Below are 12,544 nucleotides of genomic sequence, written 5' to 3' on the forward strand. Positions count from 1 at the left end.
ATCAGTGGGGGTTTTCTGTTCCCTACTGATTATTAGTCTTCACCAATCGGGCAATTAGGGGCAGTTCTTCTACTTTTACTGCCCCTTATTGCGGGATAAAGCGAAACTTTAATCAGTGGGGGTTTTCTGTTCCCCACTGATTATTAGTCTTCACCAATTGGGCAATTAGGGGCAGTTCTTCTATTTTTACTGCCCCTTATTGCGGGATAAAGTGAAACTTTAATCAGTGGGGGTTTTCTGTTCCCTACTGATTATTAGTCTTCACCAATCGGGCAATTAGGGGCAGTTCTTCTACTTTTACTGCCCCTTATTGCGGGATAAAGCGAAACTTTAATCAGTGGGGGTTTTCTGTTCCCCACTGATTATTAGTCTTCACCAATCGGGCAGTTAGGGGCAGTTAGGGGCAGTTTTTTTTATTTACTGCCCCTTATTGCGGGATAACTCCTGACATTCACGGAAAGCGAAATGCTTACAGCCAATACATTTATTTGTATCTAAATAGCTTAAAGCTTTATTAATCGCTTCTCCTGTATGCGGATAGAAATTATCTTCACCAATTTCATCATATAAGCCATTGTACTTTAGTGCCTTTTTTAATTCGTCTTGTACTCCTGTAACTAAAATGGTACCACCCTGTGCTTTAAAATTCCGAATGACATTACCAAAATACGACTCACCTGTTGAATCCATAAAAGGTACTTTACCCATGCGTAATACTAAAACTTTTTGTTCGTGCTGAATAGAATTTACAATTGCCGGTTCAAAGGTTTGAGCTGCTCCAAAGAAAAGAGGACCCTCAACTGTATAAATACTAATTTGTGGACAGTCTCGTTTTTGATGAACAACATGTGATTGTAACTTTCCACTCTCTTTCGAATGATCCGGTAAAACCTTTGTTACTACAAGCTTTTCGCTCATACGCTTTGCAAATAATACGACCGCTAGTACAAGCCCCACCTCTACAGCTAATGTTAAGCTTGTAAAAACAGTAAGAAGAAACGTAATGATTAAAACGAGAGAATCTCCTGATTTTAATTTAATAATATGTGCAAAATGCTTTTGCTCACTCATATTCCAAGCAACAACCATTAAAACTGGAGCCATACTAGCTAATGGAATATGTGAAGCAAAAGGAGCAAGTAATAATAAAGTAACTAAAACAAATACACCGTGAATAACACCTGATATGGGTGATACTGCACCTGTTTTAATATTTGTCGCAGTACGAGCAATAGCCCCTGTCGCAGGGATCCCTCCAAAGAAAGGAGTGACGATATTAGCAATCCCTTGACCAACAAGTTCACGGTTACTATTATGCTTTGTATTTGTCATTCCATCCGCTACCACAGCAGATAAAAGTGATTCAATCCCACCAAGCATCGCAATCACAAAAGCTGGTCCAATAAGTAGCTGAATACGCTCCCATGTGATATCTGGAACTGCGAAATTCGGTAGTGTATTAGGAATTTGACCATAGGCTGTTGCTATTGTGGCAACTTGTCCAGAAAAAAAGAATGTTGCCACTAGTGTAGAAACAACAATCCCCGCTAACGCTCCTGGAACTTTGGGTAAAACTTTCGGTGTTATTAAAATAATGATAAGGCTTATGATCGCCGTTATAACACTATAAAAGTTTGTCGTACCAATATGCATAACAATTTCTTTTACATTGTCAATAAAATACTCATGTCTTTTAATATTTGTTAAACCTAAGAAATTGGCAATTTGACCTGTAAAAATAATCACTGCAATTCCTGCGGTAAAACCTATCGTTACGGGTCGGGGAATAAATTTTATTAATGAGCCCAGTTTAAACATACCCATTAAGCACAAAATAACCCCGGCCATTAATCCGGCGATTAATAAGTTTTCATAGCCATACGAAATGACTATCCCTAATAAAATTGGTACAAATGCACCTGTAGGTCCCCCTATTTGGAACTTCGAACCACCAAAAAGCGAAATAAGTATGCCAGCAATAAAAGCTGTATATATTCCATACTCAGGCTTAACACCTGACGCAATGGCAAAGGACATTGCCAGTGGTATTGCTACAATCCCGACAATTGTCCCTGAGATTAAATCTTTCTTCAAATGATGAACAGAATATCCTTCATATCGCCCTGTAAACAGTGACTTCATTTATAAATCTTCCCTTCAAAATAATAGCAAGGTAAATGTTTCGTAAAACCCCAGTTTACATATCCTCTTCATTATCTTCATTAATAGTCATTTCTTCTAATCTAGTAATTGTATTTATTAAGTGATTATTAAAAATTTCTTTTGCGACGCCAAGTAACTCTCCAATCATTGGATCGCTTAAAGAATAGTAAACTTTTTTCCCCTCTTTCGTTCCATAAACAATATTTTTGCCTCGTAATACACTTAACTGCTGAGAAACAGCTGAGCCCTCTTTTTCTAAGCAGCTTTGAATTTCATTGACATTTTTCTTACCATCTACTAGTAATTCCAATATTCTAATTCGTAATGGATGTGCTAAAGCTTTAAAAAAATCTGCCTTAAATTGCTGCAAGCTCTCTTCCACATAAATCCCTCCACGGAACTTCATTTTCATATATTCAAATATTTGAATATGTATGATTGATTGTACGCTACAATATGCTAACTTTCAATATCAAACACTAAAAAACGAACAAAAAACGTGTTTCCCACACAGTTTTTGCTCGTTTTGAGAATATTATTGTTAAATTTATCTATTAATCTGTCACTGTTTTATTCTTTCGTAAAGGATAATCATAGATAAGGCATGGAATTATCGCAAGCAATACAATAATTACTAGTATTAATACAAGTGCAATCATGCCAAACTGATCGACCATAATACCACCAAATAATGGGCCAATCATACGACCTGTTGTTGCTGCACTATTAATAATCCCTTGATAAAAGCCCTGACGCCCTTTTGGTGCAAGTTGATTGGCGATTGTAGGTAAGACAGGTGTATAAAACATTTCACCAAAAGTTAGCACAACCATTGCTGCTCCAAACATTTTAAAATCACTTGCAAACGCAATGATGCCAAAGGATATCGCGATCAGTGTAACGCCAAACACTAATTGACGCTTCAAATTATTTTCCCAGCGTTTCACTAGCGGCGCAATTAGCGGTTGCCCTAAAACGATAAGTAAGCCATTAATAGTCCAAAGTAGACTGTACTGTTTCAATCCTAATCCTAGATCTTGTGTATAGGAAGAGATAGTCGCACTCCATTGTGAATAAGCTACCCAGCATAGTACAGAGGAAGAACTTATAATTAATAATGCATAAAACGGTGCTTTATTGATTATTCGCTTACTTTCACTCACGACATTTTTCGGTGCAATGCTTCCCTCTTCAAATCGTTTAAAAGTAAAAAATGCTATAAAAAAGAACAAAATATACATGGCTAAGTTGACCTTAAAGACGTAGTCAAATTGGTAAGCAGCAACAACACCGGCAAGTGCAGGACCAATTGCTACTCCTAAATTTTGAGCTAAATAAATTGCGTTAAAAGCTTTTCGTCCACCCTCCGGCCACGCAGTTCCAGCTAAAGCAAACATCCCTGGGAATACAATACCCCCACTAAAGCCGAGTATCGTTAAAATCCACACATAATGTGGCCAGCCGTGCCAAATCGTTAAAGCTATTAATGAGGCAATCGTCAAAAGAATGCCAAACATTGTTGATTTATAGCCACCTATTCTATCAAATAAGTAACCACCTAAGAGATTCCCTAATACACCAGCAGCAGAATTCAACATCAACACAAAGCCAGCCATCGCAAGTGACTTCCCTAAATAATCGTGCATATAAATGGCGTTTAAAGGCCATAAAAAAGAGTTGCCCGTCGTATTCACAAGCATTCCGATAATTAAAAACCAAACACTTTTTGGCATAGAATGTCCTCCATTATTTCGCTACTCTAAATAGTTAGTTTATGTTTAAACATACAAAAGCACAAGAAAAATAAATTTACTCTTTTTACATATGCTTTAGAATATTTTTTGTGTAGTTTTTCGGGGCCTCCCGGTGGTTTACGACGGTCGATGTACTTTCCGCATGCCTTCTCTCATAGTACATCCACATATTATTAAATTCTCCCTCATGACGGAAACACCAGCACGTGATAAAATATAGTGTTAGAGGAGTGAAATAAATGACAGAAACAAACTTTCCTTTTCCATCAGACGGGAAGAGGTATTATACATGGAATCGCTATTTACGTGAGCAATTTGGCCATAAAGTATTTAAAGTAGCACTAGACGCAGGCTTTGACTGCCCAAATCGTGATGGTACAGTTGCCTTTGGCGGTTGTACGTTCTGTAGTGCTGCAGGTTCAGGTGATTTTGCTGGCAACAAAGTTGATCCTATCGAGGTGCAATTTGCTGAAATACGCGACAAAATGCATCAAAAATGGAAGGATGGCAAATACATGGCTTACTTCCAAGCGTATACAAATACACATGCACCGCTACCAGTATTAAAAGAAAAATTTGAAGCTGCATTAGCCCAAGAAGGGGTTGTTGGATTATCTATCGCAACACGCCCTGATTGTCTGCCAGACGATGTAGTTGAATATTTAGCTGAATTAAATGAGCGTACCTATTTATGGATTGAATTAGGACTTCAAACTGTACATGAAAAAACAGCCAATCTTATCAACCGTGCCCACGATTATGCAACATATGTGGAAGGTGTTGAAAAGTTACGAAAACACGGTATTCGTGTATGCTCGCACATTATTAACGGTCTTCCTCTCGAAGACTCTGACATGATGATGGAAACTGCTCGTGAAGTCGCGAAGCTTGATGTACAAGGTATTAAAATCCATTTACTGCATCTTTTAAAAGGTACTCCAATGGTTAAGCAATACGAAAAAGGAATGTTAGAATTTTTAGATCAAGATGTTTATACAAAGCTTGTAGCCGATCAACTTGAAATTCTACCACCAGATATGGTTATTCACCGAATTACAGGCGATGGACCAATCGATTTAATGATTGGCCCGATGTGGAGTGTTAATAAATGGGAAGTATTAAACGGAATTGATGCTGAGCTTGAACGCCGTGGAAGCTGGCAAGGAAAATTTTATAAAGCTGAGGATGACAAATGAAGCTACAACGCGTTTTACAATATGCCCAACAGCTAATAAAAGATACTGTTGTAGAGGGCGACACTGTAGTGGATGCCACAGCTGGAAATGGCCACGACACATTGTTTCTAGCACAGCTTGTCGGTGATGAAGGACAAGTATACGCCTTTGATGTTCAAAAGAGCGCTGTTGATGCCACTCTCCATCGCCTTTTAGACAATGGTTTAGAGCATCGTGCGCTTGTTTTACATAGAGGGCATGAAGAAGTAGTCAACTATGTCCACAAACCAGTCGCAGCTGCAATTTTTAATCTTGGTTATTTGCCTGGTAGCGATCACGACATCATTACACAGCCAAATACGACGATACAAGCAATTGATAATTTGCTTAAGATGCTAAAAATCGGTGGTCTTATTGTCCTTGTCATTTATCATGGTCATCCAGGTGGGAAGGAAGAACGAGATGCTGTGATAGACTATGTCAGTCAACTTCCCCAAAAGTATGTACATGTATTAAAATACGAGTTTCTAAATCAACAAAATGATCCACCTTTTGTAATTGCTTTAGAAAAAATGAAAGATTACTCGTTAAGCTAAATAGATCGTTTTAATATTCATTTATTTAAGGCATGATTCCGATACCGTATTGGAATCATGCCTTTTAATTTTGAAACCCCCTGCTGTGTAGGGGGTTTTCAAAGAATATAAGAAAATATCCCCCGATGGCGCGGGGGATATGGAGGAGTACTTAACTTTACTTTCATGTCAAATTACCTTAATTAACTTAGCTTAGTTAGATTTTAAAAGTGTTTATTGTTTCCCTTGCATTCACATATCGTTGATTGACTTTGTCCCAATCAACTGTATTCCACCAATTCGTAACAAACTCAGGTCGGCGATTTTGATATTTCAAATAATATGCATGCTCCCAAACATCAATAACGAGTAGAGGGATTTTCCCCTCTTTTAAAGGCGTGTCTTGGTTAGCTGTACTCATAATGGTCAATTGCTCGCCATCTAGCACTAGCCATCCATATCCACTTCCAAAGCGTGAAATTGCCGCTTTAGAAAGCTGATCTTGAAAATTATCAATGTTTTAAAATAATAATCGATCGCCTTTCCAATATCAGCAGTTGCCTCACCACCACCATTAGGACTCATCAATTCCCAAAATAAACTGTGGCAATAGTGTCCCCCACCATTATTTTGCACGGCTGTTTGAATGTCCGTTGGAAGCTCATCAAGATTTCTTAATAAATCTTCCAATGACTGATCTTCTAAATCCTTATGACCTTCTAATGCCACATTTAAATTATTTACATACGTAGCATGATGCTTAGAATGATGAATTTCTAACGTTCTAGCATCAATAAATGGCTCCAACTGATCATAATCATATGAAAGTTTCGGTAAATGGAACACAGTCAATTTTTCACCTCCCCCAAAAAAGTTTCTTAAAGGAAAAATAATTTCCTTATGACAAAATATACCTTCTTTTTCTATTGCCGTCAACAGAAATTTTATTTTCTTTTATAGCTCTTCACCGAAATATGTAAACGACTGCACAGGATACAAGAGCAGATTTTAGTATTATTCTTTTTTTATGGCTCATCACCAAAAATTGTGCATGACATTTATTAAAACATATACTTTGTATAGTAAGTTGATCTTCGTTACGGCTGAGCGACTCCTCGGGGACTAGCAATAGAGGAATGAGAGTGAAGCTGGAGGGAAACGAAGGCTAAAAGCATCATGTCCTGTGATAACGCCTTCGTGACCAACATCCTGCTACTGCCGCTTCGTTGGCACTACGCTTTCGCGCAAAAAACACGACGCACCCAGGAAGCTTTGCTCTGTGCGAAAGCGTAGCGACAGCAACAACAAATGTTTCCTGTAGCGAAAGCAAAGCGGCAGCTACAAAGCGCCCAGCCGGAACAGAAATCAACCACACGTTATGGTGCTGAGCCTTTTTTAAAGAAAACAAAAAAAGCTATCTAATAGAATCTTTCAATCTATTAGATAGCTTCCTATCTTATTATCTATTATTTATTTTTACGTTTTTCATTATAATCAATCCAGAAATCTGCACCTTTAATTCCTAGTTTACGAGGATCAAAAACAGGATCTTTTCCTTCTTTTTTCTGCTTCTCATAGTCCTTTAATGCGACTATAGCAGGCTTCATAATAATTAAAATCGCTATAACGTTAATCCAAACCATTAGTCCTAATCCAACATCCCCCATAGCCCAAGCAAGGTCGGAAGTACGGATAGTACCGTAAAACGCAGCAATTAAAATTGCAAATTTAGCTAGCCAAATGACGACCTTCTCTGTAGTTCCTGAGAATAAATAAGCCACATTTGTTTCGGCAATGTAGTAGTATGCCATAATCGTCGTGAAAGCAAAGAAGAATAATGCGATCGCTACGAATGGTCCACCAAAGCCTGGTAATGAAGAGTCAACTGCATATTGTGTATATGCTGCACCTTCTTTAATACTTTTCGCAAATGTTATTTGCTCATCTCCAGTTAATCCACCTTTATTGAAATCACCAACATAAACATATGAATCAGTGCCTTCTGCAGCTTTTTCATCCTGTACATTGTACATGCCAGTAAATAAAATCATAAACGCAGTAGCTGAACAAATTAATAATGTATCAATGTATACAGAAGCTGCTTGCACGATACCTTGTTTAGCAGGGTGTGATACTTCTGCTGCTGCAGCCGGATGCGCACCTGTCCCTTGCCCTGCCTCATTTGAATAAATACCACGTTTAACCCCCCATGCAATAGCGGAGCCAACAATACCACCGAAGATTTCTTGCGCACCAAATGCACTAGAAAAAATTAATGAAAATACAGCTGGTACTTCTTTAATATTCATTGAGATAATGACAATGGCCATAAGAATATATGCTAATGCCATAAACGGTACAATGATCTGTGCAGCATTGGCAATCCATTTTACCCCACCGATAATAATAGTACCTAATAATACAACAATAATAAGTCCTGTAATCCAAGTGTCAACAGAGAAAGCGTTTTCAACTGCTGTCGCAATTGCATTCGATTGAACACCCGGCATCAACACTAACATGGCAGCTAATGCGGCAACAGCGAAAATAACTGCAAACCATTTTTGCCCCATTCCCTTTTCTATGTAAAACGCTGGACCACCACGATATTCTGTATCTTTCTCTTCTTTATAAATTTGAGCTAATGTCGACTCAACATAAGCAGTTGCCGCACCGATAAAGGCGATTGCCCACATCCAAAAAACAGCACCAGGTCCCCCCATCCCGATTGCTGTAGCTGTACCGGCAATATTACCTGTACCTACGCGACCAGATAATGCAATAGACATTGCTTGGAAAGATGAAATCCCCTTTTCCGATTTTTCGCCTTTAAACATTAAAACAAACATATCTTTAATGTGTCTTACTTGTAGGAACCTCGTAATGATTGAAAAGAAGAGCCCAATTAACAAAATGCCATAAATAAACCACGGTCCCCATAAAATCTCATTCATTTTCCCAACAATTGCTTCCATTTTACCCCTCCAATTTGAAAAATATTACTTTGAGTCATTATAGTATTACACTTTTCAGAAAATTACAACATTATATTTAAGTAACAAAAAGTTAGTATTTTTCTAGTTAATTGGAGAGGTCATTCACTACTTAATTATATAGCCAATGTTTCGAAGAGCATTATTAATAAAATCACGTATATAAACAAAAATCTCGTCACGCTCTACTTCATGAAATAGATTATGATAACTGTTTGCCCATTCTTTAAATTGAAACTCTGTAAAGTCCTGCAGATGAAGCCAATTACGAGTTTGTTTAGTTTCAGTAATATTATCTTTTTCAGCTGTCATCACTAACATAGGTCTATTAGGGAATTCTGCCTTAGGCAATAACACTATATTACGCATCATTTGCTGTAGTTCTCGATACCATTTCACTGAAACAACTGACGAAAAAGGCACTTCATCCTTCATCTCATCTCTACCTTCTACACTGCGCGTTAATGATTCTATAGTAATTTCATGAGTCAGCTTCACATTTGCAGTCAGGGCACTTAAACTAGTTAAAGCATTTGATAGTTTACCTGGCAGTAGCTTTAAATGAAGCCATGGTGAGGTTAAAATAATTCCTGCGCATTCATATTTTCTTTTTTGCATGGTATGTAGTAATAGTGTCGCACCAAGCCCATGCCCTATTAAAAAGACAGGTAGATTATACGAAAAAGCATTCTCGATTAAATGCCTAGTATATTTGTTGTATTCTTTAAAATCTTCATCGTGAACATTTGAAAACCCTTTATTCACTCCATGATTAGGTAAATCCCCCATGACTATGTGGAAGCCTTCCAATCTTAATTTTTCTATAAGCCATGCATACCAGCGGTGATTTTCATATGCCCCATGAAGAATTGCAACCACAGCCTTTGCTTGTCCATCAGCTTCCCATTTCCACATTTCACATAGTCCTCCTAAAAAAATAATTACACAATGATTATAACGGAATATCTAGCTCATTTTAATTTAATATTTCCATCAAGTTGCGTATTTGATACGATAATATTACATCATAGAAAGAAAAGAGGCGATTCTCATGATCTATCCATTTAAAGGGAAAACACCCAATATTGATCCATCAGTATTTATTGCCGATTATGCAACCGTTACTGGTGACGTAACAATAGGTGCTGAAACAACTATTTGGTTTAACACAGTTATTCGAGGGGACGTATCACCGACAATTATCGGAAAAAGAGTTAGTATTCAAGACCTCTGTTGCTTACATCAAAGCCCTAAATATCCACTAATTATCGAAGATGAGGTAACAGTCGGACATCAAGTAACTTTACATAGCTGTACGATTCGTAAAAAAGCCTTAATAGGTATGGGCTCTATCATATTAGACGGAGCGGAGATTGGAGAGGGTGCATTTATTGGGGCAGGTAGCCTTGTTCCTCCAGGCAAAGTCATTCCTCCAAATAGCTTAGCATTAGGGCGTCCCGCAAAAGTTGTAAGAGAATTAAACGATGAAGATAAAGAAGATATGGAACGCATCATACATGAATATGTAGAAAAAGGCCAATACTATAAATCTCTTCAACCAAAAAATAAATAGTTATTTCAACTTAATCAAAGCAGCTCCACGTTTGCTTGGACAACCTAGCCATACACGATTATATATGGAGTTTTTTTTAGTATAAAAACAGTGAAAGGGGCAATAGCATGTAGAGCCCCTTTCTGTAATAGTATCTTAAAATATTGGTCCAGCTACTTTATTACTTTAGCTGAATAGTTTATAAACCTGCTTTTTCTTGTAATGCGTCTGCTTTGTCTGTTTGTTCCCAAGGTACATTTAAATCTGTACGACCAAAGTGACCATATGCTGCAGTTTGCTTATAAATTGGGCGACGAAGGTTAAGCATTTTAATAATCCCTGCTGGGCGTAGGTCAAATAGCTCACGTACCCATTTTACAATTTCACTTTCCGTAACTTTTCCTGTCCCGAATGTATCAACAGCAATAGATACAGGTTGAGCAACACCAATCGCATAAGCTAGTTGTACTTCAGCTCGATCTGCTAAACCAGCTGCTACGATATTTTTTGCCACATAGCGGGCTGCATATGCCGCTGAACGGTCTACCTTAGTTGCATCCTTACCAGAGAAAGCACCACCACCATGACGGGCATAGCCACCGTATGTATCAACGATGATTTTACGTCCAGTTAGACCAGCATCTCCTTTTGGACCACCAATTACGAATCGACCAGTTGGGTTGATGAAATATTTAGTCTCGGCATCTAATAATTCACTTGGAACAACTGGAGCAATAACAAATTCTTTTAAGTCTGCTTGAATTTGCTCAAGTGTAGCTTCTTCATCATGCTGTGTAGAAATGACAATCGTATCAACGCGCACTGGTACATTGTTTTCATCATATTCAATTGTCACTTGTGTTTTTCCGTCTGGACGTAAATAACCTAGTTCACCAGATTTACGTACTTCCGTTAAGCGACGAGCCAATTTATGCGCTAAACTAATTGGTAATGGCATAAGCTCTGGTGTTTCGTTACATGCATAACCGAACATTAAACCTTGGTCACCTGCGCCAATTGCTTCAATGTCAGCGTCTGTCATAGAGCCTTCACGTGCCTCTAATGCTTGGTCAACACCTTGAGCAATATCAGGTGATTGTTCACCAATAGCAACAAGTACCGCTAGATTTTCAGCATCAAAACCATATTTCCCACGTGTATAACCGATTTCTGCTACAGTATCACGAACGATACCTTTAATGTCTACATAAGTAGAGGTAGTAATTTCTCCTGCTACTAGTACTAAACCAGTTGTTACTGTTGTTTCACACGCTACACGTGCGTTTGGATCTTCTGCTAAAATAGCATCTAAAATGGCATCCGAGATTTGATCACATATTTTGTCTGGATGTCCTTCTGTTACACTCTCTGATGTAAACAGTCGACGTTTTGTCATTTGGTTTTCCTCCTATTACTTTTACAAATAATATTTGCGAATTAATACGGTACTCATTACCCATGTCAAGCCCGCTCCTATAGATTGAACTCTAAAGCAGTTGTTGCTGTCGCTACGTTTGCACTGCGCTTTCGTACAAAAAAACAACTGTTGCTGTCGTTTCACTTTCGCACAAAAAACAACTACTACTTTTAACACGAGGTTTTCGAAAGATCCGTCATTATAATAAGGAAAGGACTATATACTTACCTTTATATTCGTTTTTAACAATAAAAAAATCCTTTTCTCACGCTTACTTAACATGAGGAAAGGAATAATGACTTCGTAACCTTTCACTCTTATCGTTCAAGGGGTTTCCCTTGCATCAGGTTGGCACCAGCGCATGTCGTGAAATAGTTCATGCAGGTTGCCGGGTTTCACAGGGCCTGACCCTCCACCAGCTCGGGATAAGAGTATCCGTTCAATATCTCATAATACGTAAAAGGTCGAACGTTGTCAAATATTTTTAACTTCTTTCAGCAAGTGCCCAAACACCCGCTAAAATAGAGAAACTCAGTGTAAGAACACCACGTCCTGCAGCATTACCGAAAGCGACATCATGTCGGCTCTCGTGTTGTCGCTTTCGCACAAAGAACATCTCCAGGCCTAAGTACAAAACCGATCTCGTTCGCTTTGTTTATCTGTAGCGAAAGCAAAGCGTCAGCTAAAGTTATACCATTATTATGAAACCCATTTGTATTATCCTGTAAATTCAAACAAAATAATCCCTACTCTCCACCTCACATCATGTGTTAACATATGTGTAACCCTTTACAGCACATTTTGTAGTGAAAGCAAAGCGTCAGCTACGGAACATGTGGTGGATGAAAATGATTGTAGCCCCTTTTCAATCGAAGACAAGCTCCAACTAATAAAAACAAGCTAAAACTTCACATC

Annotated in this window: 10 protein-coding genes, 1 pseudogene and 1 riboswitch; of the genes and pseudogenes, 3 read left to right on the forward strand and 8 right to left on the reverse strand. The window is 38.2% G+C overall.

The features are described from left to right. Positions 1 to 417 precede the first annotated feature (417 nt). The 3 genes from B1B04_RS11810 to B1B04_RS11820 form a co-directional block, all read right to left on the reverse strand. Positions 418 to 2,142: a SulP family inorganic anion transporter gene (locus tag B1B04_RS11810; protein ID WP_079561667.1), complete on the reverse strand. Its 1,725-nt coding sequence runs from the start codon at positions 2,140 to 2,142 to the stop codon at positions 418 to 420. Positions 2,143 to 2,197: 55 nt separating this feature from the next. Beyond that, a complete protein-coding gene (locus B1B04_RS11815) occupies positions 2,198 to 2,545 on the reverse strand; it encodes an ArsR/SmtB family transcription factor (protein ID WP_079561668.1) in 348 nt (115 codons plus the stop codon). A gap of 172 nt (positions 2,546 to 2,717) precedes the next feature. Then, the gene (locus B1B04_RS11820; protein WP_079561669.1) at positions 2,718 to 3,896 is read right to left on the reverse strand and encodes an MDR family MFS transporter; all 1,179 of its coding nucleotides are present in this window, start codon (positions 3,894 to 3,896) and stop codon (positions 2,718 to 2,720) included. A gap of 260 nt (positions 3,897 to 4,156) precedes the next feature. Here B1B04_RS11820 and mnmL point away from each other — a divergent pair, with 260 nt between their 5' ends. Together mnmL and mnmM are read left to right on the forward strand one after the other, a co-directional pair. After that, complete coding sequence (gene mnmL / locus B1B04_RS11825; RefSeq protein WP_079561670.1) at positions 4,157 to 5,113, forward strand: tRNA modification radical SAM protein MnmL/YtqA; 957 nt, start codon at positions 4,157 to 4,159, stop codon at positions 5,111 to 5,113. Next, entirely contained in the window at positions 5,110 to 5,688 is a 579-nt protein-coding gene (gene mnmM, locus B1B04_RS11830) for a tRNA 5-(aminomethyl)-2-thiouridylate-methyltransferase MnmM (protein ID WP_079561671.1), read from the forward strand. Before mnmL ends, mnmM begins: the two co-directional genes overlap by 4 nt. Before the next feature lie 196 nt (positions 5,689 to 5,884). Here the strand turns inward: mnmM and B1B04_RS11835 are convergent. The 3 genes and pseudogenes from B1B04_RS11835 to B1B04_RS11845 all read right to left on the reverse strand — a co-directional run bounded on the left by B1B04_RS11835 (position 5,885) and on the right by B1B04_RS11845 (position 9,575). Next, positions 5,885 to 6,519, reverse strand: a pseudogene (locus tag B1B04_RS11835) (superoxide dismutase). Between the two features lie 614 nt (positions 6,520 to 7,133). Next, positions 7,134 to 8,642, reverse strand: a complete 1,509-nt coding sequence (locus B1B04_RS11840) for an alanine/glycine:cation symporter family protein (RefSeq protein ID WP_079561672.1) — start codon at positions 8,640 to 8,642, stop codon at positions 7,134 to 7,136. 126 nt (positions 8,643 to 8,768) lie between these two features. Beyond that, on the reverse strand, positions 8,769 to 9,575 hold the full coding sequence (locus tag B1B04_RS11845; RefSeq protein ID WP_079561673.1) for an alpha/beta hydrolase: 807 nt from the start codon (positions 9,573 to 9,575) through the stop codon (positions 8,769 to 8,771). A 136-nt stretch (positions 9,576 to 9,711) separates the two neighbouring features. On the opposite strand from B1B04_RS11845, the gene B1B04_RS11850 reads away from it, so the two are divergent. After that, positions 9,712 to 10,233, forward strand: coding sequence for a gamma carbonic anhydrase (locus tag B1B04_RS11850; protein WP_079561674.1), 522 nt, complete (start codon positions 9,712 to 9,714; stop codon positions 10,231 to 10,233). A 178-nt stretch (positions 10,234 to 10,411) separates the two neighbouring features. Here the strand turns inward: B1B04_RS11850 and metK are convergent, their stop codons facing one another. Further along, positions 10,412 to 11,608 carry a methionine adenosyltransferase gene (gene metK, locus B1B04_RS11855; protein WP_079561675.1) on the reverse strand — a complete coding sequence of 399 codons (1,197 nt, stop codon included), beginning with the start codon at positions 11,606 to 11,608 and terminating at the stop codon, positions 10,412 to 10,414. 335 nt (positions 11,609 to 11,943) lie between these two features. Then, positions 11,944 to 12,061, reverse strand: a riboswitch (SAM riboswitch). A 52-nt stretch (positions 12,062 to 12,113) separates the two neighbouring features. Then, positions 12,114 to 12,236 (reverse strand): hypothetical protein, encoded by a 123-nt coding sequence (locus B1B04_RS26440; RefSeq protein ID WP_276207754.1) that lies wholly within the window; start codon positions 12,234 to 12,236, stop codon positions 12,114 to 12,116. Between the last annotated feature and the right edge of the window lie 308 nt (positions 12,237 to 12,544).

Origin of the sequence: Lysinibacillus sp. KCTC 33748, assembly GCF_002237755.1 — a bacterium.
Classification (GTDB): Bacteria; Bacillota; Bacilli; order Bacillales_A; family Planococcaceae; genus Lysinibacillus.

What these genes read in the sequence shown, in the direction of transcription:
- B1B04_RS11810 (WP_079561667.1), bottom strand. Translation starts at nt 2,142, where the DNA reads ATGAAGTCACTGTTTACAGGGCGATATGAAGGATATTCTGTTCATCAT.
- B1B04_RS11820 (WP_079561669.1), bottom strand. Translation starts at nt 3,896, where the DNA reads ATGCCAAAAAGTGTTTGGTTTTTAATTATCGGAATGCTTGTGAATACG.
- mnmL (WP_079561670.1), top strand. Translation starts at nt 4,157, where the DNA reads ATGACAGAAACAAACTTTCCTTTTCCATCAGACGGGAAGAGGTATTAT.
- mnmM (WP_079561671.1), top strand. Translation starts at nt 5,110, where the DNA reads ATGAAGCTACAACGCGTTTTACAATATGCCCAACAGCTAATAAAAGAT.
- B1B04_RS11840 (WP_079561672.1), bottom strand. Translation starts at nt 8,642, where the DNA reads ATGGAAGCAATTGTTGGGAAAATGAATGAGATTTTATGGGGACCGTGG.
- B1B04_RS11845 (WP_079561673.1), bottom strand. Translation starts at nt 9,575, where the DNA reads ATGTGGAAATGGGAAGCTGATGGACAAGCAAAGGCTGTGGTTGCAATT.
- B1B04_RS11850 (WP_079561674.1), top strand. Translation starts at nt 9,712, where the DNA reads ATGATCTATCCATTTAAAGGGAAAACACCCAATATTGATCCATCAGTA.
- metK (WP_079561675.1), bottom strand. Translation starts at nt 11,608, where the DNA reads ATGACAAAACGTCGACTGTTTACATCAGAGAGTGTAACAGAAGGACAT.